The 22,114-nt window shown below is 73.4% G+C and carries 19 protein-coding genes and 1 tRNA gene; 9 read left to right on the forward strand and 11 right to left on the reverse strand.

Going from position 1 to position 22,114, the window contains the following annotated elements; translation table 11 throughout:
• The first annotated feature begins 23 nt into the window (after positions 1–23).
• Positions 24–719 (forward strand): HAD family hydrolase, encoded by a 696-nt coding sequence (locus DEI88_RS09220; RefSeq protein ID WP_258374948.1) that lies wholly within the window; start codon positions 24–26, stop codon positions 717–719.
• On the opposite strand, the gene prmC is transcribed toward DEI88_RS09220, so the two are convergent.
• The 9 genes from prmC to argS form a co-directional block, all read right to left on the reverse strand.
• Complete coding sequence (gene prmC / locus DEI88_RS09225) at positions 716–1,549, reverse strand: peptide chain release factor N(5)-glutamine methyltransferase (protein ID WP_258374955.1); 834 nt, start codon at positions 1,547–1,549, stop codon at positions 716–718. The genes DEI88_RS09220 and prmC overlap by 4 nt on opposite strands.
• Before the next feature lie 77 nt (positions 1,550–1,626).
• Entirely contained in the window at positions 1,627–2,709 is a 1,083-nt protein-coding gene (gene prfA / locus DEI88_RS09230; RefSeq protein WP_111071502.1) for a peptide chain release factor 1, read from the reverse strand.
• A gap of 3 nt (positions 2,710–2,712) precedes the next feature.
• Entirely contained in the window at positions 2,713–5,037 is a 2,325-nt protein-coding gene (gene rho / locus DEI88_RS09235) for a transcription termination factor Rho (protein WP_111071501.1), read from the reverse strand.
• Positions 5,038–5,213: 176 nt separating this feature from the next.
• The gene (thrB, locus tag DEI88_RS09240) at positions 5,214–6,242 is read right to left on the reverse strand and encodes a homoserine kinase (protein ID WP_111025668.1); all 1,029 of its coding nucleotides are present in this window, start codon (positions 6,240–6,242) and stop codon (positions 5,214–5,216) included.
• Entirely contained in the window at positions 6,239–7,321 is a 1,083-nt protein-coding gene (gene thrC / locus DEI88_RS09245) for a threonine synthase (RefSeq protein ID WP_111071500.1), read from the reverse strand. The genes thrB and thrC overlap by 4 nt, the downstream gene beginning before the upstream one ends.
• Positions 7,321–8,652, reverse strand: a complete 1,332-nt coding sequence (locus DEI88_RS09250) for a homoserine dehydrogenase (RefSeq protein ID WP_111009205.1) — start codon at positions 8,650–8,652, stop codon at positions 7,321–7,323. The genes thrC and DEI88_RS09250 overlap by 1 nt, the downstream gene beginning before the upstream one ends.
• A 41-nt stretch (positions 8,653–8,693) precedes the next feature.
• Positions 8,694–10,244 carry a diaminopimelate decarboxylase family protein gene (locus DEI88_RS09255; RefSeq protein WP_111071499.1) on the reverse strand — a complete coding sequence of 517 codons (1,551 nt, stop codon included), beginning with the start codon at positions 10,242–10,244 and terminating at the stop codon, positions 8,694–8,696.
• Positions 10,245–10,361: 117 nt separating this feature from the next.
• Entirely contained in the window at positions 10,362–11,138 is a 777-nt protein-coding gene (locus tag DEI88_RS09260; RefSeq protein WP_111013774.1) for an LmeA family phospholipid-binding protein, read from the reverse strand.
• A 3-nt stretch (positions 11,139–11,141) separates the two neighbouring features.
• Positions 11,142–12,806, reverse strand: coding sequence for an arginine--tRNA ligase (gene argS / locus DEI88_RS09265; RefSeq protein ID WP_111071498.1), 1,665 nt, complete (start codon positions 12,804–12,806; stop codon positions 11,142–11,144).
• Between the two features lie 115 nt (positions 12,807–12,921).
• Between argS and DEI88_RS09270 the strand changes: the two genes are divergently transcribed.
• Together DEI88_RS09270 and DEI88_RS09275 are read left to right on the forward strand one after the other, a co-directional pair.
• The gene (locus DEI88_RS09270; RefSeq protein ID WP_111071497.1) at positions 12,922–13,524 is read left to right on the forward strand and encodes a hypothetical protein; all 603 of its coding nucleotides are present in this window, start codon (positions 12,922–12,924) and stop codon (positions 13,522–13,524) included.
• Positions 13,525–13,743: 219 nt separating this feature from the next.
• Positions 13,744–13,818, forward strand: a tRNA-Arg gene (locus DEI88_RS09275).
• 57 nt (positions 13,819–13,875) lie between these two features.
• On the opposite strand, the gene DEI88_RS09280 is transcribed toward DEI88_RS09275, so the two are convergent.
• Positions 13,876–14,838, reverse strand: a complete 963-nt coding sequence (locus DEI88_RS09280) for a quinone oxidoreductase family protein (RefSeq protein ID WP_220038119.1) — start codon at positions 14,836–14,838, stop codon at positions 13,876–13,878.
• Positions 14,839–14,924: 86 nt separating this feature from the next.
• On the opposite strand from DEI88_RS09280, the gene DEI88_RS09285 reads away from it, so the two are divergent.
• On the forward strand, positions 14,925–15,395 hold the full coding sequence (locus tag DEI88_RS09285) for a MarR family winged helix-turn-helix transcriptional regulator (RefSeq protein WP_111009210.1): 471 nt from the start codon (positions 14,925–14,927) through the stop codon (positions 15,393–15,395).
• Positions 15,396–15,404: 9 nt separating this feature from the next.
• Complete coding sequence (locus DEI88_RS09290; protein WP_111013771.1) at positions 15,405–16,427, forward strand: Gfo/Idh/MocA family protein; 1,023 nt, start codon at positions 15,405–15,407, stop codon at positions 16,425–16,427.
• Between the two features lie 152 nt (positions 16,428–16,579).
• Here the strand turns inward: DEI88_RS09290 and DEI88_RS09295 are convergent, their stop codons facing one another.
• A complete protein-coding gene (locus tag DEI88_RS09295) occupies positions 16,580–16,783 on the reverse strand; it encodes a hypothetical protein (protein WP_111013770.1) in 204 nt (67 codons plus the stop codon).
• 245 nt (positions 16,784–17,028) lie between these two features.
• On the opposite strand from DEI88_RS09295, the gene DEI88_RS09300 reads away from it, so the two are divergent.
• From DEI88_RS09300 to DEI88_RS09315, 4 genes are all read left to right on the forward strand, one after another.
• Complete coding sequence (locus DEI88_RS09300; protein WP_284183518.1) at positions 17,029–18,993, forward strand: TPM domain-containing protein; 1,965 nt, start codon at positions 17,029–17,031, stop codon at positions 18,991–18,993.
• A gap of 65 nt (positions 18,994–19,058) precedes the next feature.
• The gene (locus tag DEI88_RS09305; RefSeq protein ID WP_111013768.1) at positions 19,059–19,772 is read left to right on the forward strand and encodes a PspA/IM30 family protein; all 714 of its coding nucleotides are present in this window, start codon (positions 19,059–19,061) and stop codon (positions 19,770–19,772) included.
• A 53-nt stretch (positions 19,773–19,825) separates the two neighbouring features.
• A complete protein-coding gene (locus DEI88_RS09310) occupies positions 19,826–20,647 on the forward strand; it encodes an arginase family protein (RefSeq protein WP_111071495.1) in 822 nt (273 codons plus the stop codon).
• A gap of 64 nt (positions 20,648–20,711) precedes the next feature.
• Positions 20,712–22,112: a dihydrolipoyl dehydrogenase family protein gene (locus DEI88_RS09315; RefSeq protein WP_111048845.1), complete on the forward strand. Its 1,401-nt coding sequence runs from the start codon at positions 20,712–20,714 to the stop codon at positions 22,110–22,112.
• Positions 22,113–22,114: the final 2 nt, after the last annotated feature.

The raw sequence follows: 22,114 nt of genomic DNA on the forward strand, positions 1-22,114 counted from the left end.
TAGTGCGGGAGGATGGAGGCATCGTGGACCACCAACACCCTGTCTCCGGCGCGTCCTCGCACGCGACCGCCCCGGCACCGTCGCTCCTGTTCCTGTTCGACATGGACGACGTCCTCTACCGGTACGACTGGCGCACCCGCATGGCGGGCATGACGGCGCTCACCGGGCACGACCTCGACGAGCTGCGCCGACGGTGGTGGAACGACGAGGGTGAGTGGCGGGCCGAGGCAGGACACTGGCCGGACGGCGACTCGTACCTCGCGGCGCTCGAGACCGCGCTCGGGTGCCGCGTCCCCGAGCAGGAGTGGTCACGGATCCGCGGCTCGGCGATGACCCCGATCCCCCGCGCCCTCGACGCCGTCCGCATCGCCGCCCGGGCCGGGCGCGTCGCGCTGCTCACGAACAACGGCCCCCTCGCGGCCCGGCACATCGCGCGTTGGGCACCCGAACTCCCCGCGCTGTTCGGCGAGCACCTGAACACCTCGAGCGACTTCGGTGCCCGCAAGCCCGACCCCGAGGTCTTCCGCAGCGCCCTCCGTCACCACGGCGTGCCCGCCGTCCGCACGTTCTTCGCCGACGACCGGGTCGAGAACGTCGAGGGCGCGCGGCACGTCGGCATCACGGCCGTCCACGTCACGCCCGAGACGGACCTCGTCGCCGCCGTCGCCGCGTTCGTCGCCGGGCACGGCCGGCGGGGAGGCCCAGAGCAGCAGGACTAACGGGTCGCGGTGGTCGTGCGGTCCCGCCCGGTGAGGTCCTGGTGGGTCTCCGGACGCCGGAACCCCTCGGCAGCGAGCACGTCGCGCACCGCCGCCCCCTGGTGCTCCGCGTGTTCGACGACGAGTGCGCCGCCGGGCACGAGCAACCGGCGGGCCGTCCGGGCGAGCGCACGGACGGCGTCGAGACCGTCGGGGCCTCCGTAGAGCGCGACCGCCGGGTCGTGGTCCCGGACCTCGGGATCACGAGGCACGGCGTCGTCCGGCACGTAGGGAGGGTTCGACACGACGACGTGCACGGTCCCGTCGAGGTCGGGCACCGCGTCGGCGAGGTCGCCCTCGACGAGCCGGACCGCCCCGCCGTGGGCGTCGATGTTCCGGCGCGTCCAGGGCAGCGCCTCGGGTGACCGCTCGACGGCGACGACCCGGGCGGTCGGGACCTCGGTGGCGACCGCGAGGGCGATGGCGCCGCTCCCCGACCCGAGGTCGACCACGACGGGCTCCGCGACGGCCGTGGCCCGCGCCGCGTCGATCGCGAACTGCGCGACGGACTCGGTCTCCGGACGGGGCACGAACACCCCCGGGCCGACCGCGAGCGTCAGCGCACGGAAGTGGGCCTCGCCCGTGATGTGCTGCAGCGGTTCGCGGGTCCGTCGACGCGCCACGGCCAGCCGGAAGGCCGCGACGTGCGCCGGCTGGACGAGACCGCCGGTGACCGCGCGGGCGAGCACCGCCCCGCGCGACGTCGTGGTCGCCCACGCGAGCAGCAGCTCGGCGTCGACGTCCGGGGACGGCACACCGGCCGCGGCCAACGCGGCCGCCGCTTCCCGCAGGAGGCGATCCGCCGGGAACGCGCCGTCGGCCTCGGTCGACTGCCGGGCCTCCCCGTCGGAGCGCCCGCCCGGGATGCTCACGCCGTCTGGTCCCCGATGTCGGCCAGGCGCGCCTCCTCGTCCATGCGGATGCAGGACTCGATCACGGGCTCGAGGGCGCCGTCCATGACCCGGTCGAGGTCGTACGACTTGTACCCGGTGCGGTGGTCCGCGATCCGGTTCTCGGGGAAGTTGTACGTCCGGATGCGCTCGGAGCGGTCCATGCCGCGGATCTGCGACCGACGGGCGTCGGAGGCCGCGGCGTCGAGTTCCTCCTGCTGCCGCGCGAGGATCCGCGCGCGGAGGACGCGCATGGCGGCCTCGCGGTTCTGCAGCTGCGACTTCTCGTTCTGCATCGACACGACGATGCCCGTCGGCAGGTGCGTGATGCGGACCGCGGAGTCCGTCGTGTTCACGGACTGACCGCCGGGGCCGGAGGACCGGTACACGTCGATCTTGAGGTCGTTCTGGTTGATCTCGACCTCTTCGGGCTCGTCGACCTCGGGGAACACGAGCACGCCGGTCGTCGACGTGTGGATGCGGCCCTGCGACTCGGTCGCCGGCACGCGCTGCACGCGGTGCACGCCGCCCTCGTACTTGAGGCGCGCCCAGACGCCCTGGGACGGGTCCGTCGCGTTCGACTTGATCGCCACCTGGACGTCCTTGAACCCACCGAGGTCGGACTCGGTGCGTTCGAGGAGCTCCGTCTTCCAGCCCTTGGACTCCGCGTAGTGGGTGTACATGCGCAGGAGGTCGGCCGCGAACAGCGCGCTCTCGGCGCCACCCTCGCCGCCCTTGATCTCCATGATGACGTCACGGCCGTCGTCCGGGTCGCGCGGGATGAGGAGCCGCCGCAGACGCTCCTGCGTCGCCTGCAGGTGCTCCTCGAGCGCGGGGACCTCCTCGGCGAACGCGTCGTCCTCGCGCGCGAGCTCGCGGGCGGCGGCGAGGTCCTCCCCCGCCGCCTCCCACGCCTCGTACGCCGACGTGATCTGGCTGAGCTCCGCGTACCGACGGTTGATCTTCTTGGCCCTGGCCGCGTCCGCGTGGACGGCGGGATCCGACAGCTGACGCGTCAGGTCCTCGTGTTCGGCCAGCAGCACCGCCACCGACTCGAACACCCGTTACTCCTGGTGGCCGTTGTGGCCGCTCGTCGCGGGCACCGACTTCTGGACCTGGACGAGGAACTCGACGTTCGACTGCGTCTCACGCAGGTTCCGCAGCACGATCTCGAGCGCCTGCTGCGGATCGAGACCGGCCAGCGCCCGACGGAGCCGCCAGGTGATCTTGACCTCGTCGTTCGAGAGCAGCATCTCCTCGCGACGCGTGCCCGACGCGTTCACGTCGACCGCAGGGAAGATCCGCTTGTCCGCCAGGTGGCGGTTCAGCCGGAGCTCCATGTTGCCGGTGCCCTTGAACTCCTCGAAGATCACCTCGTCCATCTTCGACCCCGTCTCGACGAGCGCGGTGGCGAGGATGGTGAGCGAGCCGCCGTTCTCGATGTTCCGTGCCGCGCCGAAGAACCGCTTGGGCGGGTACAGCGCCGACGAGTCGACACCGCCGGAGAGGATCCGGCCCGACGCCGGGGTCGCGAGGTTGTACGCGCGGCCGAGGCGGGTGATCGAGTCGAGCAGCACGACGACGTCGTGACCGAGCTCCACGAGCCGCTTCGCCCGCTCGATGGCGAGCTCGGCGACGGTCGTGTGGTCCTCGGCGGGACGGTCGAACGTCGAGGCGATGACCTCGCCCTTGACCGTGCGCTGCATGTCGGTGACCTCTTCGGGACGCTCGTCGACGAGCACGACCATGAGGTGGACCTCGGGGTTGTTCTTCGAGATGGCGTTCGCGATGGCCTGCAGCGCGACCGTCTTACCGGCCTTCGGCGGCGAGACGATGAGGCCGCGCTGGCCCTTGCCGATCGGCGACACGAGGTCGATGATCCGGGTCGAGAGCTTGCCCGGCTCGGTCTCGAGGCGCAGGCGCTCCTGCGGGTAGAGCGGGGTGAGGTCCCCGAACTCGACCCGCGCGGCGGCCTCGTCGACCGTCTGGCCGTTCACGGAGTCGACCTTGACGAGCGCGTTGTACTTCTGGCGGCCCTGGTGGTCGTTCTCGCGCGGCTGCTTGATCGCGCCCACGACGGCGTCGCCCTTGCGCAGGTGGTACTTCTTCACCTGTCCGAGGGACACGTACACGTCGCTCGGCCCGGCGAGGTACCCCGTGGTCCGCACGAACGCGTAGTTGTCGAGGACGTCGAGGATGCCCGCGATCGGGATGAGGACGTCGTCCTCGGTGATCTCCGGCTCGAAGTCGTCGCCCTGACCGCCGCGCCCGCGCTTGCGGTCGCGCTGGCGTCGGGAGCGGGACTCCTCCTGCTGCTGCTCCTGCTGGCTGCCGCGACCGTTGCCGCCCTGGCCCTTGGCCTGGTCGCGCTGGCCGTTCTGCTGCCCCTGGTCACCCTGGGAACGGGCCTGCTCCTGCTGGCCCCGGCCCTGCTGCTGCTCGGCACCCCGGCCGGCACCGTTCTGGCCGCCACCGTTCTGGCCGCCACCGTTCTGGCCGGCCGCGTTCTGGCCGGCCGCGTTCTGGCCAGGCGCGTTCTGGCCGGCGCCGTTCTGGCCCGCCGTCGCGGCGCCGTTCTGCGCGTCGGCGTTCTGGCCGCCACCGTTCTGGCCCTCTGCGCCGTTGCGGTCACGGTTGCGCCCACGACCACGGCTGCGGCGACCGCGGCGTTCGCCCTGCCCGTCACCCTGGCCGTCGGCCTGAGCGTCGGCGCCGGCCTGCTCGGACGGCTGGCGGTCGGTGCCCTGCGGCTCGGCCGGCGAGCCGGTGCCGCCCTGCTCGACGATGTCGGCGGTGTCGGCCTCCACCGCGGATCCGGCGTCGGCCGGGGCGGTCGTCGTCGGGGCCTCGGTCCCAGCGGCCGGGTCCTGGCTGGTGGCACGGCGGCGACGCCGCGGCGTGCCCTCCTGCTGGGCGTCGCGCTCGGCGCGGACGGCGTCGAGTCCGGCGAGGAGGTCCTCGGTGCCGGTGTGGCCGGCGTTGGCGTGGGTGCCGGCGGGCGTGGGCTCGGTCGAGACCGTGCCGCCGCTCGTGGCTCGACGCGACCGCCCGCGACCGGTGGCGACGGCACCGGCCGGGGCGAGGTCGGCGCTGTCCGTGACCTCGGCGCCCGCGTCGTGGTGCTCGTGGCGGGCCGGCGCGGCGGTCTCGGAGACGGCGGCGGCCTCGCTGCCGGTGGCCGACTCGGGCTCGCCCGTCGGGTGCACCTCGGTCGGTGCCGACTCGGCGCGCTTGTCCTCGATCGCGGCGATGAGGTCGCCCTTGCGGAGCTTGGAGAGGCCGGCGATGCCGAGGCCGGCGGCGATGCGCTGGAGCTCCGGGAGGCGGAGTGCCCGCAGGTCGGCTGTGGTGTCCGCCGCGGAGCCCGCAGCGGTGGTGACGTCGGTCAAGATGGATTTCCTTTCGGACCGCAGAACGCGGAGAAATTCGCCGTCCCCCGCGCGGGTACGCCACGACCGCCGTTCAGACGACGATCGGGAGACGGCTTCTGAAAGAGATGGTTCCCGATGCACCGGGCCCTGGGGATCCGCAGGACGTCAGACGCGGGCGATCGGGTTGTTCGCGATCACTTCGAGACGGGTACGACGAGCGGCACATTCGCCCCTGGGGCCGGGTGCGGCACCACTGTAGCACCTCCGAGGTCGACGGCGAGCATGAGCGGCGTCCAGGACGTGTGCGCGTGTCGCGCCACGAGATCGGCCGCCCGGAGGCGCTGCGCCGGGTCGCTCCCGAGCACGAGGAGGCTCGGTCCGGCCCCGCTGACGACCGCCGCGAGCTCGTGCTCGCGGAGCATCCGGATCAGCCCGTCGGTCTCGGGCATGGCGCTCGCGCGGTAGCTCTGGTGGAGGCGGTCCTCCGTCGCCGCGAGCAGCAGCTCCGGGCTCTGGATGAGGGCGGCGACGAGCAACGCCGACCGCGACACGTTGAAGGCAGCGTCGGCGTGGGGCACGGATGCGGGCTGGAGGCTCCTCGCCAGCTTGGTCGAGAGCGTCGACGTGGGGACGAACACCACCGGTGACACCCCGCGGTGCACGAGGAGGCGCTTGTACGCCGGCCCGTCGGGCGTCATCCACGCGATCGTGAGACCACCGAAGAGCGCCGGGGCGACGTTGTCCGGGTGTCCCTCCATCTCGGTCGCGACGGCGAGCATCGTGGACGCGGAGAGCTCGGTGACGCCGTCGAGCAGGCCCCGCGCCGCCATGAGCCCGGCGACGATCGCGGCCGCCGACGAACCGAGCCCGCGACCGTGCGGGATCGCGTTCGTGGCGCGGAGTTCGAGTCCGGGCTGCTCGACGCCGGCTGCCGCGAACCCGTGACGGACCGCTCGCACGACCAGGTTCGTCTCGTCCTCCGGTACCTCGCCGGCGCCGACGCCCGACACCGACACGACGAGCCCCGGCTCGGGCAGCACCCGGACCGTGACCTCGTCGTACAACGACAGGGCGAGCCCGAGCGAGTCGAACCCGGGCCCGAGGTTCGCCGTGGTGGCGGGGACACGGACGACGACGGTCCGTCCGGCCGGTGCAGTTCGGAGACCGCCGCCGGACCCGGACGGCGTCTCCTGCCGATCGTGTCCGGGGCGGTCCGCGCTCACCGAGGCGCCCCGACCAGGCCGAGCACGTCCGCCACGGCCGCGGTGTCCACGGGCACGGTCGTCGGCGTGACGTCGGTGCCCTCGGGGCCGCGCAACGCCCACTGCGGGTCCTTGAGACCGTGGCCGGTCACGGTGAGGACGACGCGCGCGCCACGCGGGACCGCGCCGGCCTCGGCCTGCTGGAGCAGTCCGGCGACGCTGATGGCGGACGCCGGCTCCACGAACACGCCGACCTCGGCGGACAGGATCCGCTGCGCGGCGAGGATCGCGTCGTCCTCGATCGCGCCGAAGTGTCCGTCGGTCTCCTCGCGGGCCTCCAGCGCGAACTGCCAGGAGGCCGGGTTCCCGATCCGGATCGCGCTCGCGACGGTCTCCGGGTGCTTGACGACCTCGCCGCGGACGATCGGCGCGGCGCCTGCCGCCTGGAAACCGAACATGCGCGGCAGCCGGGTCGTCCGTCCGGCGGCCAGGTCCTCGCGGTAGCCGCGCGCGTAGGCGGTGTAGTTGCCCGCGTTGCCCACCGGCAGGAAGTGGAAGTCGGGCGCGTCCCCGAGGACGTCGACGATCTCGAACGCGGCGGTCTTCTGTCCCTCGATGCGGTCGTTGTTGACCGAGTTGACGAGGTGCACGGGGTAGTTCGCCGCGAGGTCCCGGGCGATGTCGAGGCAGTCGTCGAAGTTCCCCTGCACCTGCAGCAACTGCGCGTCGTGCGCGACGGCCTGGCTCAACTTGCCCATCGCGATCTTGCCCTCGGGCACGAGCACGGCGGCGGTGATGCCGGCATGTGCGGCGTACGCGGCGGCCGAGGCGCTCGTGTTGCCCGTCGAGGCGCAGATGACGGCCTCGGCGCCGTGCTCGACGGCCTTCGAGATGGCCATGGTCATCCCGCGGTCCTTGAAGGACCCGGTCGGGTTCATCCCCTCGAACTTGACGTACACGTCGGCGCCCGTCCGCTCCGACAGCGCGCGGGCCCGGATGAGCGGAGTGCCGCCCTCGCCGAGGCTCACGATGGGGGTCGCGTCCGTGACGTCGAGACGGTCGGCGTACTCGCGCAGGACACCCTGCCACTGGTGGGCCATCAGGCTCCCTCTACTCTCAGGACACTCGTGACCGCGGCCACGACGGGTTCGGCTCGGAGTGCCACCACGGTCGCCGCGAGGTCGTGCTCGCGGGCCCGGTGCGTGCCGATCACCAATGTAGCGGTGGCCCCGGGGGTGCCCGCGTCCGACGCCGGGGCAGCCCCGGCCACGGTCTGCTCGACGGTCTCGACGCTGACCGAGTGCCGCGCGAGGACCCCCGCCACGGTGGACAACACGCCAGGGGCGTCCGTGACGCGCATCGTGATCTGGTACCGGGTCGAGACGACGCCGATCGGGAACACCGGCAGGTTCGACTGCGTCGACTCCGCCACACCGGGTCCGCCGATCACGTGCCGCCGTGCCGCCGACACGAGGTCGCCGAGCACGGCCGACGCGGTCTCGACGCCGCCCGCGCCGGCCCCGTAGAACATGAGGTCGCCGGCGGCCTCGGCCTCGACGAAGACGGCGTTCTTCGGGCCGTGCACGGCTGCCAGGGGGTGCCCCTCGGGCACGAGCGCCGGGTACACGCGTGCGCTCACGCCCTCGCGGCCGTCCGCGTCGGTCAGGCGCTCGCACAGCGCGAGGATCTTGACCACGTAGCCGGCCTTGCGGGCCGCGCGGACCTGCTCGATCGTGACGCTGGTGATGCCCTCGCGGTGCACGGCGGCCAGCGGCACGGTGGTGTGGAAGGCCAGGGACGCCAGGATCGCGGCCTTCTGGGCCGCGTCGTAGCCCTCGACGTCCGCCGTGGGGTCGGCCTCCGCGTAGCCGAGCCGGGTGGCCGTGGCGAGGGCGTCCTCGAAGCTCTCGCCCTCGCGGTCCATCCGGTCGAGGATGAAGTTCGTCGTGCCGTTGACGATGCCCATGATGCGGTCGATACGGTCCCCCGCGAGCGAGTCGTGCAGCGGCCGGATGATCGGGATCGCCCCCGCGACCGCCGCTTCGTAGTAGAGCTGTGCGCCCACCTGCTCGGCGGCCGTGAAGAGCTCGGGGCCGTGGGTCGCGAGCAACGCCTTGTTGCCGGTGACGACGTCGGCGCCGGAACCGAGCGCCTGCAGCACGAGGGTCCGGGCCGGTTCGATGCCGCCGATGAGCTCGACGACGATGTCCGCGCCGAGGATGAGCGACTCGGCGTCCGTCGTGTACAGCGACCGCGGCAGGTCGACGTCACGGGGCGCGTCCACGTCGCGGACCGCGATCCCGACGAGTTCGAGCCCCGCTCCCGCCCGTGACGCGAGCTCGTCGCCGTGCTCGAGCAGGAGTCGCGCCACCTGGGCGCCGACGGAGCCGGCCCCGAGGAGCGCGACGCGGACGTTGCGGTATTCGATCATGGGGGTTCGTGTACCTCGTGCGGGTCGGGCGCGGACGGTGGTCAGGATGCGTCGCCGCGGACGCCGTGGGCGGTCGGGCCGCCGAAGGCGCCGCCGCTCGGGACGAGGCCGGCGTCGCGGGCGAGCAGGTCGTCGACCGTTTCGCCCCGCACGAGGATACGGGCGACGCCGTCGGCCACCGCCACCACCGCCGGGCGCGCCACGTGGTTGTAGTTGCTCGAGAGGCTCCAGCAGTAGGCGCCGGTCGCCGCCACCGCGAGCAGGTCACCCCGGTGGACGTCACCCGGCAGGTAGTCGTCCCGCACCACGACGTCGCCGCTCTCGCAGTGCTTGCCGACGACGCGCACGAGGACCGGGGCGGCGTCGGAGGTGCGGGCGAGCCGGGCCGTGTAGTCCGCGTCGTAGAGCGCGGGCCGCGCGTTGTCGCTCATGCCCCCGTCGACGCTCACGTACGTCCGGACGGCGGTCGGTCCGAGGGGACGGTGCTCGGCGGTCTCAACCGGCCCGTGCGGCGCCTCCTCGGCACGCACCGGGTCCTCCGCTCCGGACCCGTCGCCCGGTGCATCGGTCGAGGCGTCGAGTGCGAGTTCGACGGGCTTGACGGTACCGACGCGGTAGAGCGTGATGCCGGGCGGCCCGACGATGTACCGCCCGGGTTCGACGGCGACGACCGGCACGGGGACGTCCCGTGCCGCGCAGGCGTCCGCGATGATCCGTGCGAGGGCCTCGGCGATGTCCTCCGGCTCGAACGCCCGGTCCGACTCGGTGTAGTCGATGCCCCAGCCACCACCGAGGTTGAGCTCCGGCACGGGCCCCTCGGCGGCGAGGGCGGCGTGGACCTCGACGAGGCGACGGGCGGCCTCGCGGAACCCGCCCTCGTCGAAGATCTGCGACCCGATGTGCGAGTGGAGCCCGACGAACGCCAACGCCGGCTCCGCCCGGACCGCCCGGCCCGCGGCCACCGCCTCGGTCAGGGGGATGCCGAACTTCTGGTCCTCCCGAGCGGTGGCCAGGTACTCGTGCGTCGAGGCGTGTACGCCGCTGTTGATCCGGATGCGGACGCGCTGGACCGCTCCTGCGCGCTCGGCGATCCGCGCGACGCGGCCGATCTCCTCGACGCTGTCGAGCACGATCGTGCCGAGTCCGACCTCGACGGCACGCTCGATCTCGGCGTCGGACTTGTCATTGCCGTGGAACCCGAGCCGTCCGGGATCGACGCCGCCCGCGAGCGCCACGGCGAGCTCACCGCCCGTGCAGACGTCCACGCGGAGGCCGGCTTCGGCCATCCACGCGGCGACCTGTGTCGTCAGGAAGGCCTTCCCGGCGTAGTAGACGTGCGCCGTCGAACCCACGCGGGCGAAGGCGTCCTCGAACGCGTCACGCACGCGCGCCGCCCGGGCGCGGACGTCGGAGGCGTCGACGACGTACAGCGGGGAACCGTGGCGCGCCACGAGATCGGACGCGGTGACCCCGCCGACGACGAGGTCACCGTCGTCCGTTCGTGTCGCCGAGGCCGGCCAGATGCGGGCGACCAGGGCGTTCGGGTCGTCGGGGACGGACAGACGTGCGGGGGCGAGGGGGTTGCCGGTCACGGGGGCCTTCCGGGGTGGTACGGAGCCCGGGACCACCGGGCCGGTCCAGCCTACCGAGCCACGGCGGGCCTCCCGGCCGGGTGGACGCGGGGCGTCACGACGGGCCGATCCGTGGGATCAGGAGCACGACCCGGTCGTGCGGAGCGCGTCGTCCGACAGCGGCACGTGCGCGGCGTCGATGCGGATCGTGGCGGCCGAGGCCGTGATCGCGATCGACCGCAGACGCAGCGCGGCCGGGAGGTACCGGGCCGTGCACACGTCGACCGGCGTCCCGGAGACGCCGGGGATGCGGCCGCCGACGTCGATGCCGAGCGCGCTGTTCGTGACGCGCACCTGGTGTGGGGTGATCGTCACGCCCCGTCCGCTCGCCGCTGCGGCGACCGCGGCCGTGACCTGGTACCGGATGTCGGTGCCCAGGAAGCGGGTGCGCCCGGCGTACGCGACGCCGCCGTCGCGGAGACGGACGTCCCCCGCCACCTGGTCGAGCACGCCGGCCTGCCGCACCGCGGACGCGGTGAGACGCACCGTGCCGTCGGCGCGACCCGTCCGTCCCGTCCCCCGCACGGGCACGTCGTGCACCGTGGCGTCGACCGCGAGCGGGACGCCGCGCACGGTCAGGTCGTGCGTCGTGACGTCGACGTCGTCGAGTCGCCCGGCGACGAGCTGCGGGATGACCACGCCGTGCGCGTCGGCGACGACGTGGCCGGCCGTGCCGGACGGGAGGGACGACTCGATCCGGTCGGCGATCGTCCGGTCGACGACGTGCCGCAGGACGAGCTCGGCGACGACCGCCAGGACGGCGAGGACCAGCACGAGGACGACCAGGACGACGACGCCGCGGCGCCCGCGGCGCCGGCCCCGAGCGCCGCCGGCGGTCGCCGTCGCTGCCGACACGCGCTACATCCGCTCGGGTGCGGTGACCCCGAGCATCGTCAGGCCGTTGCGGACGACCTGCCCCGTGGCGTCGTTGAGCCAGAGGCGCGTCCGGTGCAGGTCCGTCACGGGTTCGTCGCCGAGCGGCGTCACGCGGCAGGCGTCGTACCAGCGGTGGTACAGACCGGCCAGCTGCTCGACGTACCGGGCGACGCGGTGCGGCTCCCGGAGTTCCGCCGCCTGGCGCACGACGCGCGGGAACTCGGCGAGCGCGCCGAGCAGTGCGCTCTCGGTCTCGTGGGTGAGCAGCGAGCCGTCGAAGACCGACCGGTCCACGCCGCTCGCCGCGGCGTTGCGGTCCACGGCGCACGTCCGGGCGTGGGCGTACTGGACGTAGAACACCGGGTTGTCGTTCGTGCGCTTGACGAGGAGGTCGAGGTCGATGTCGATCGCCGTGTCGGATGCGAAGCGGACGAGGGCGTACCGGGCGGCGTCGACGCCGACCGCGTCGACGAGGTCCTCCATCGTGACGACGTTGCCGGCCCGCTTCGACATGCGCACGGGCTCGCCGTCCTTGAGCAGGTTGACGAGCTGGCCGATGAGGATCTCGAGGTTGACGCCGGGTTCGTCGCCGAAGGCGGCGCACATCGCCATCATCCGGCCGATGTAGCCGTGGTGGTCGGCGCCGAGCATGATGAGGTTCCGCTCGAACCCGCGTTCGCGCTTGTCGAGGTAGTACGCGATGTCGCCCGCGATGTACGCGGGCTCGCCGTCGGACTTGATCACGACGCGGTCGCGGTCGTCACCGAACGTGGTCGTGCGGAGCCACAGGGCGCCGTCTGCCTCGTACATGTGCCCGAGCTCGCGGAGGCGGGCGATGGCGCGCTCGACGGCCTTCGACTCGTGTAGCGAGTTCTCGTGGAAGTAGACGTCGAAGTCGACGCCGAAGTCGTGCAGGGACGCCTTGATGTCGGCGAACATGAACTCGACGCCCTCGCGCCGGAAGAGCTCCTGCGCCTCGTCCCGCGGGAGGTCGGCGACGTCGCCGTCGAAGGTGGCGAGGACCCGGGCGGCGATCTCGGTGATGTAGGCACCGCCGTAGCCGTCCTCGGGGGTGGGTTCGCCGAGGGCGCTCGCGAGCAGGCTGCGGGCGAAGCGGTCGATCTGGCCGCCGTGGTCGTTGAAGTAGTACTCACGGGTGACGAGCCCGCCCTGCGCCGTGAACACGCGCGCGAGGCTGTCGCCGACCGCGGCCCAGCGGACGCCGCCCATGTGGATCGGGCCGGTCGGGTTCGCGGAGACGAACTCGAGGTCGATCCGGACGCCGTCGTAGAGGTCGCCGCGCCCGAACGCACCGCCCTCCTCGACGATGGTCCGCGCGATCGCTCCGGCGGCGGCGGCCTCGAGCGTGATGTTGATGAAGCCGGGGCCGGCGACGTCCACCGCGTCGACGCCGTCGAGCTCGGTGAGCTCCCCGGCGATCTCGGTGGCCAGCTCACGCGGGTTCGTCCCGAGGCGCTTGGCGAGCTGCATGGCTGCGTTCGAGGACCAGTCCCCGTGTGCCCGGTTGCGGGGGCGTTCGAGGGCCGCGTGGGACTCCCCCACCACGACGGTGTCGGCGGCGCCCCGTCGCTCGACGATCCCGGCGAGGATCGACAGGTACGCGGCGGAGAGTTCGGCTGGGGTCACGGCGGTCGAGTCTACCGGGGCGTCGTCGCACGGTCCGCGCCGCGGCGACGGCTCGTGCGCGCCGCGCTGCGAGCGGGGTTCGCGCGTCGGGGACGGGGTGCGTCATCATGGTCCGATGACCTCCCGCACCCTCGTCCGGGCGATCACCACGGTCGCGATCGCCGCTACGAGCGTGCTCGCCGTCAGCGGGTGCACCGGTGGCCACGCGTCCTCCGCCGGACGGAGCGGGACGACGTCCTCCTCGACACCCCCGGCGCCGATCGGCACCCGCGTCGACGTCCCCTGCGCGGCCCTGGTGCCCGAGCAGGTGCTCGCCACGTACGGCCGGACCTTCACGCTCGACACGGACGCGACACCGGCGCACGGCAGCACGGCGGCCGGCATCGCGGCCGAGCGCGGGGACGTCTGCACCTGGCGGGACGCCAGCGGCGGCGCTCGTCTGACGCTGGCGGTCGCCTCGCTGCCGGAGTCGACCCTGACGAAGCTCAAGGACACCCTGTACGAGGACAGCAACAGCGTGCCGACGTACACCGTCGAGGGCTACTTCGAGGCGCGGAAGGGCATCGGACGGGCCGATGCGTTCACGGATCCGTACTGGATCCACGTGGAGTCGACGGTGTTCGGTGAGCCGGGCGACGCACAGCCGGTCGTCGACGCGGTCCGCGCGGCCCTCTCGTCCGCCACGGCGAGCGCGTCCGCGACGCCGCAGGCCGGGTAGCGCGCTTCAGAGGCCGATGTGACACGTGCCCTCCGGGGCCGGGCAGGGGACAGTCCGTCGACCGCCTCGTGGCACGCAGCGGTGGCCCGGCCCCGGCGCTGACGTCGACGACGGCGAGCAGCGGGCGACGGATCGGAGCGGGTCGTCCATCCGCTGCCCGGGCAGCGTCACCGGTGTCCGGGAGCGGTCGTGGGACCTGCTACGGTGGGAGCACCCCGGGCCCCCATAGCTCAGGGGATAGAGCACTGCCCTCCGGAGGCAGGGGCGGAGGTTCGAATCCTCCTGGGGGCACCATCGGTCGCTCAGGGCCGTCCGTCGCTAGGCCGTCCGTCGCTCAGGGCCGTCCGTCGTTCACGGCACGACCACGATCCGCTGCCCCGGCTCCTCGTCCCGACCCCACGCCTGCTCGATCTCGCCGAGCGCGACGGGAACGGGCTCGACCACGATGCCGCCCGCGTCGATCTCCGCGACGAGGGACGGCAGCTCGGCCAGGTAGCCCGCCGGCGAGACGGCACCCTGCCCGTTGCCGAGCAGCCGGAGGTCTGCGCCGCGGAGCACGGCCGACGGCAGCGTGATGTCGGGACCGGCCACGGACCCGATCTGGATCCAGTGGAGCGCGGCGCTCCGGTCCCTCCTGGCGGTGAGGACGGCGCGGATCGCCTGTTCGGTCGGCGCGCCCCAGAGGTAGTCGAGCACGATGTCGACGTCGGCGGCCGCCGCACCGAGCGCGGCGTCGGCGGCCGGTACCCCGAGCTGCACGAGGCTGTCGGCGCCGACCTCGGCGAGGGCGTCGAGGCGCCGCCGGTCCCGACCCGCCGCGACGACCCGCCCCGCGCCGAGGTGCTTCGCGATGCGGACCGACATGGAGCCCGCGCTGCCGGTGGCGCCGAGCACGAGCACGGACTGTCCCGGGCGGACGGGGACGCGGCGGCGGAGCGCGACCCACGACGACATCGCGGGGTTCATGGTGGCGGCGACGCGGAGCGGGTCGATGCCGTCCGGCAGGACGACGGAGCGACGACGGTCGACGACGGCTCGCTCGGCCATCGTCCCGATCACGTCGTCGTCTGCGACGAAGTACACGAGCGCCCCGTCCGCGCGCCGTCCGACGGCGTCGACGCCGGGGACCATCGGCAGGACGCCGGTGCTCGTGTAGTGGGCACCCGCCGCACCCGAGCGGGTGCGCGGAAGGAGGCCGACGGCGACCACGTCGACGAGTTCCTCGTGGCCGGAGCGCGGTTCGGGGACCGGGACCGCACCGCTCCGGGGTGGCTCGCCGAACGCGGTGACGACAGCGGCGTGCATGGTGGGCATCGGTTCCTCCTCGCGCCATACCAATTTGGTACGTGGCGCAAACCAGTTTAGTTGGTGCCACGTACCACCACAAGTACGATGTCCGTGTGACCACTGCTCCGGACCCCGACCTCGGGATCGTCGACGCACTCGCACAGCTGTCGTTCCTCGTCCAGAACACGCTCGCCCGCACCGCGGACGCCGACGACCTGTCGCTCGTGCAGACCCGCCTGCTCGGCGTGCTCCGCGACCGGGAACCGGGCATGCGAGAACTCGCGGCCCTGCTCGACCTCGACAAGTCGAGCGTGACCGGACTCGTCGACCGAGCGGAGCGGCGCGGCCTGGTCCAGCGCGTGCCGTCCCGGGAGGACCGACGCATGGCCCACGTGCGACTCACCACCGCCGGACGCGACGTCGTGGACCGCGTCACGGCCGCCTTCGGTCGGGAGGTCGAGGACATCGTCGCTCCGCTCGGACGGGACGACCGCGACGTACTCCGAACGCTCGCCACCCGGGTGCTCGCCGCTCGAGCGGAGACGACCGGCGTCGAGCTGGTGCCGACCGCACCGCGTCCCTAGGCTCGGCATGTGTTCACGTTCCCCGAGCCCGACGTCCCTCCGCTCCGCGGTGGCCCCGCCCTCCGGTGGGGCGTGATCGGGCCCGGGGAGATCGCGAACGACTTCACCGCCGCCCTGCACGCGGCCACCGACCAGCGCGTCGTCGCCGTCGGATCACGATCGCGTGACCGGGCTGCGGCCTTCGCCGACCGGCACGGCGTGCCCCGGGCCCACACCTCGTACGAGGACCTCGTCGGCGACCCCGAGGTCGACGTCGTCTACGTGGCGACCCCGCACGTGCACCACGCCGAACAGGCACTCCTCGCGATCCGCGCCGGCAAGCACGTGCTCGTCGAGAAGCCGTTCACGACCTCCGCCGCAGACGCCGTCCGGGTCGCGGACGCCGCACGAGCGGCAGGGGTGCTCGCGATGGAGGCGATGTGGACGCGGTACCTGCCGCAGTCGGCCGTCCTCCGGGCCTGCATCGACCGTGGCGACCTCGGCGAGGTCCACCTCGCGCTCGTCGACGTCGGCTGGCCGCACGACCTCGGCGGCCTCGACCGCATCACGGACCCGGCGCTCGGCGGCGGCGCGTTGCTCGACGCGGGCGTGTACGGCCTGTGGTTCGCACAGTTCGCGACGGGGGCACCGGTGCGCATCGACGCGACGGGACGGACCAGCCGAAGCGGGGTGGACCTCCAGTCCGTCGCCGTGCTGACCGGCGCGACCGGCGCTCAGGCGTCGGTGACGACCACCATGCTCGCCTCGACCGACGGGCTCCCGACCATCGCGGGCACCGAGGGCACGGTCCGGTTCACCGAGCACTTCGTGTTCCCGGCCGCGTTCACGCTCCGCCTCGGGGACACCGTGCACGCCTGGCGCGACCGCTCGGGCCTCCGCGGCCGGCAGGGACTCGTCTGGCAGGCCGTCGCCCTGGCGGCGTGGGCCACCGAGGGCCGCACGGACTCCCCCGTCCACTCACTCGACGACTCGATCACGCTCATGCGCACACTCGACGAGGTCCGACGACAGGTCGCGCTCGCGCGCACGTGATCCCGCCACGCGCCACACCGTCGCCCGCGCCGATGCCCCTGACGACGGGCCCGGACGGCGTCGGCCCACCACCGCACGAAGCGGGGCGGGCCGACGACGACGGGGCCGCTGATCAGGCGTGGGTCAGCCCGATCAGGCGTGGGTCAGCCCGATCAGGCGTGGGTCAGGGCGATGAGCGCGACGTTCATGGTGGAGTACATCCCCTCGGACCGCGTCGCCTGACGCACCCGTCCTCGGAGGACCTCGTACCGCCCGTCGCGCTCGCGCACGAACCCGATGACACCGCTCGCCGGTGTCGACACCCGGTGGAACCCGTCCTCGAGGGGGACGACTTCTGTCCTGGTCGCTCGCTCCATTGCCCGCTCCCTTCGTCGCCGATGCCGGTCCATGCTACTCCCAACTCGGGGGACATGGACGCCGGACCCGGAGGTCCTGCGCGGGACCCGCGGGAGGAGCGACGCGCCCCGACGGGGTACGAACGCCACCCCGCGCGGACGCGGTCCACCGACCGCCCGGCGACACGGCCACCCCGCGGTGCGGCTCGCTAGACTCCGGGGTCCCAGGGTCCTGCGGCCCACCGCCCGCGGCACGAGGAGGACGGATGCGCGGAACCCGCGACGGCAGCACACGACGAGGACGACACCCGTACGCTCGTCGGGCCGCCGGGCTCGTCACCGTGCTGCTCGCGGCGCTCACCGTCCTCGGGCCGGCCGCCGGCGCATCGGCCACCGCACCGGTCGACCTCGACGGCGCCTACGTCGTCGACGACGCGAACGCCCTGAGCACCGCCCAGGAGCACCGGGTTCGGAAAGCGCTCGACGACCTCTACGACCAGACCCACACCCGGCTGTTCGTGGTCTACGTGCCGCGGTTCACGGACCCGTCCGACCAGGCGGCGTGGGGACGCGCGACGCTCGAACGGAACCAGCTCGACACCGACAGCGTGCTGCTCTCCGTCGCGGTCGACGATCGCGTGTACAACGTCACGCAGTCGGACACGTCCACGACCCTCTCGAAGGACGACGTCCGGACGGCCACCGACGACGACCTCGTCCCGAGACTGCGCGCCGACGACTGGGACGGCGCCGCGACCGCGTTCGCGCAGGGACTGGCGGCCACCCAGGCACCGCCCGACCTGACGTGGCTCTGGGTCGTGCTCGCGGTGGTCCTGGTCGGTCTCGTCGTCCTCGTGCTCGTCATCCGGGCCCGGAACCACCGCCGCGCTGCCCGTGCCGCCGCTGCCGAGGCCGCGGACCTCGCCGCCCTCGAGCGTCGTGCCGGTGTGGCCCTCGTCACCATCGACGACGAGATCCGCAGCGCCGACCAAGAGGTCGGGTTCGCCGTCGCACAGTTCGGCACCGACGCCGCCGCACCGTTCACCGCAGCACTCGACCGCGCCCGACGCGCGGTGCGCGAGGCCTTCACGCTCCGCCAGCAGCTCGACGACGAGGTGCCGGACTCCCCCGCCGACCGTGCCGCGTGGTCGCGGCGCATCGTCGAGATCTGCTCCCGCGTGCACGGGGAGCTCGCCGAGCAGACGGCGGCGTTCGACGCGCTGCGCGCACTGGAGGACGGCGTCGAGGCGAACGCGGCCCAGGTGACCGCCGCGCTGCCCACGGCGAGACGGCAGGTCGCCGACGCGGACGCCACGCTCACCACGCTGCGCGGCCGGTGGACCGGACGCACCATCGCGACGGTCGACGGCAACGTCGACCAAGCACGCGACGTCCTCGCGTACGCCGACGAGCGCGCACGCGCCGCGACGGACGCCATCGCGAGCGGCGACCGTGGTCAGGCGGTGATCGCCGTCCGCGACGCGCAGCACGCCCTCGCCCAGGTCGCCCAGCTCGCCGGGGCCGTCGCGAGCGCACCCCGGACCTTCGACGAGACCGCCGGTCGTGTCGAGGCCCTCCGTGCCGATGTCGAGGCCGACGTCGCAGCCGGTCGATCGCTCCGCGACCCCGGTCCGGACGTCACGACCGCCGTCGCGCGCGCCGCGACCGTGCTCCGCCAAGACCTCGACCCCCGCGATCCGATCAGTGCGCTCGACCGCCTCACGCAGGTCAACGCCGCCATCGACACCGCGCTCGCTGCCGCCCGGTCGCGCGAGGAACGCCGCCAGCGGGCCGCGGCCGCGCTCGACGCCGCACTCCGTGACGCTCGGGCCCGGATCGACCAGGCACGGGACTTCATCTCGATGCGGCGTGGCGGCATCGGCCCCCGCGCCCGGACCCGCCTGTCCGAGGCCGAGCGCGCCTTCGACGACGCCGTGCGCGCCGCCACCTCCGACCCCGACACGGCGATCCGCGCAGCGCGCGCCGCCGAGCAGTACGCCGCCGCGGCGATGGACGAGGCCGACCAGGACATGGGCGGTTGGCCGGGCGGCGGCGGCTCGAACGGCGCGCAGCTCGGCGGGCTCGTGACCGGTCTCGTGCTCGGCGGCATGTTCGGCGGACGCGGCGGGGGCTTCGGCGGCGGGTACGGCGGCGGCGGCTTCGGCGGCGGCGGCTTCGGCGGCGGCGGCTTCGGAGACGGCGGCGGCTTCTCCGGCGGCGGCCGGTTCTGATGACCAACCGGACGCACGGGCGTTCCGGGACCAGTGACGACACCACCACCAGAAAGGACACGACCATGGCGAAGCAGACCATCTTCGGACGGATCGCGCAGCTCGCGAAGGCGAACATCAACGCGATCATCGACAACGCGGAGGACCCCAAGCTGGCGCTCGACCAGCTCGTCCGCGACTTCACGAACAACATCGCCGACGCCGAGAGTGCGATCGCCCAGACGATCGGGAACCTCCGTCTCCTCGAGCAGGACCACGCGGAGGACGTCGCCGCCGCCGCCGACTGGGGCCAGAAGGCAGCGAGCGCGAGTGCCGCAGCGGACCGCTACCGCGCCGAGGGCAAGACCGCGGACGCCGACAAGTTCGACGACCTGGCCAAGATCGCGCTCGGTCGGCAGATCAGGAGCGAGCAGGAGGCGAAGGACGCCGAACCGCAGATCGCCGCGCAGACGGAGGTCGTCGATCGGCTCAAGTCCGGACTCGAGCAGCTCAAGCAGAAGCTGGTCGACCTCAAGGCGAAGCGCGACCAGCTCGTCGCGCGGCAGAAGACCGCCGAGGCGCAGTCGCGCGTGAACGAGGCCATCGGCAGCATCGACGTCATGGACCCGACGAGCGATCTCGCCCGGTTCGAGGACAAGATCCGCCGCGAGGAGGCCCGGGTGCTCGGGCAGCAGGAACTCCAGGCCTCGAGCCTCGACGCGCAGTTCCAGAGCCTCGACGACCTCGGCAAGGACGCCGAGGTCGAGGCGCGACTGGCGGCCCTGAAGAACGGACACTGAGCCGCACCGCCCCGCTCGGCGACGACGCCGGACCGAACTGACAGGATGGGGACGTGCAGTTCCTCGTGGTCGGTCAGTGGCAGGGTTCGGCGTCGTCCCGCGCGATGCGACTCGCCGACGGCGCGAGCGCGATCGCCGCGGACCTCCCACGGTCGGCCACCACGACCGTTCCGATCCCGGCGGGCGCCGGCGACCGGCTCGAGACAGCCGTCGCCCGCTACACCGCGGTCCGCTCCGTCGCCGAGGCGGTGAGCGAAGAGGTCCGGGTGGCCGCCGAGCCGGTCCTCACGATCGGTGGGGACGGCGCCGTGGTGCTCGGCGCGACCGCCGTGTGCACGCCGACCACCGCCCTGGTCCGCCTGTCCGGGTCGAGCGGGTTCCGGCCCCTGAACCGCGCGCAGCCCGTCGCCGCCGAGACCGCCGCGGTCCGCCTGCTGGTCGACCGCCCCGACGACCTGTTCCCGGAGGCGGTGACGTTCGCCGCGCCGATGGTCGTCATCGCGGGTACCCGCGGCCTCGACGACGTCGAACGTGCGGCGCTCGCTCGTGCCGACGTGCGCGCCCTCGACGCGGACGACACCGACACGGCCTCCCTCCGCGCGGCTGTCGTGGCCACCGGGGCCGACAGCGTCTTCGTGCACGTCGACCTCGACGTCCTCGACCCGTCCGAGGTGGACGGCCTGCTCGAACCCGTGCCGTTCGGTCTGGGCGGGGGGACGCTCGTCGACCTCATCGCCGCCGCGACGGACGGCCGACGCCTCGTGGGCGCCGCGCTGACCGGCTTCGCGCCGGTGGATCCCGACCGGGCCGTCGACGACCTCGGTGTGATCCTCCGGGTCGTCGGGGCGTTGTCCGCCGCCGCACGCATCTCCTGACCCGTCCGCACCAGCCGGGAGCCCGCCCGGAGCGGAGCGCCCCGTCTCGCGTACGCTCAGCGGCATGACGGACTACGACCTCATCGTGATCGGTGCCGGAGCGGTCGGCGAGAACGTGGCGGACTACGCCCACAAGCGTGGCCTGTCCACCGCCATCGTCGAAGCGGAACTCGTCGGGGGTGAGTGCTCGTACTGGGCCTGCATGCCGTCCAAGGCACTCCTCCGCAGCGGGCACGCGGTCCGCGCCGCCCAGCGGCTCGGCGGCGCGGCGGAGGCCGTCACCGGGACGGTCGACCCCGCGGCCACGTTCGCGCGCCGCAACGGGTTCACGAGCAACTGGCAGGACGACAGCCAGGTGTCGTGGCTCGACTCGGCCGACATCGCCCTCATCCGCGGCCACGCCCGCATCACCGGACCGCGCACCATCGAGGTCGACGGCGTCGAGCACCGGGCGCGTGCCGCCGTCGCCGTCGCCACGGGCTCCCTCCCGCAGCTCCCCGACATCCCGGGGCTCGCAGACGCGGCGCCGTGGGGCACCCGCGAGGCCACGAGCGCCCAGTCAGCGCCGGACAGCTTGCTCGTCATCGGCGGCGGGGTCGCCGGCTGCGAACTCGCCACCGCGTACGCGTCGTTCGGCACCACCGTGACCCTCGTGGCCCGCGGCGGCCTCCTCGGTGCGATGGAGCCCTTCGCGGGCGAGATGGTCACCGACGCACTCCGCGAGCTCGGGGTCGACGTCCGCATCGGCGCGACGCCCGTCCGGGTGGATCGCGACGAGCACGGACTCGTCACTGCCACGTTCGAGGACGGCTCGACGCTCGTCACGAGCGAGGTCCTCGTCGCGACCGGACGGACCGCGCACACCGCGGAGCTCGGCCTCGAGACGGTGGGCCTGACCCCCGGCGCGTGGCTCGACGTCGACGACACGATGCTCGTGCACGGGACCGACTGGCTGTACGGCGTCGGTGACGTCAACCACCGCGCGCTCCTCACGCACCAGGGCAAGTACCAGGCCCGGGCGGCGGGCGAGGCGATCGCTGCCCGGTTCCAGGGGACGCCCCTCCAGACCGCTCCGTGGGGCGCGCACGTCGCGACCGCCGACCACGCCGCGGTCCCCCAGGTCACGTTCACCGACCCGGAGGTCGCGAGCGTCGGGCTGACCGAGGCGGCCGCCCGGCAGCAGGGCCTGAACGTCCGCGCGGTCGAGTACGACCTCGGTGCCGTCGCCGGCTCGGCGCTGCAGGCGGACGGCTACACCGGACGGGCGAAGGCCGTCGTCGACGAGGACCGCCATGTGCTCGTCGGCGTCACGTTCGTGGGGCAGGACGTCGCCGAGATGCTGCAGGCCGCGACGGTCGCCGTGGTCGGGGAGGTCCCGATCGACCGGCTCTGGCACGCGGTCCCGGCGTACCCGACGATGAGCGAGATCTGGCTCCGACTGCTCGAGACTCTCGGCCGACCGTAGTC

Source organism: Curtobacterium sp. MCBD17_003, assembly GCF_003234885.2.
Taxonomy (GTDB): Bacteria; Actinomycetota; Actinomycetes; order Actinomycetales; family Microbacteriaceae; genus Curtobacterium.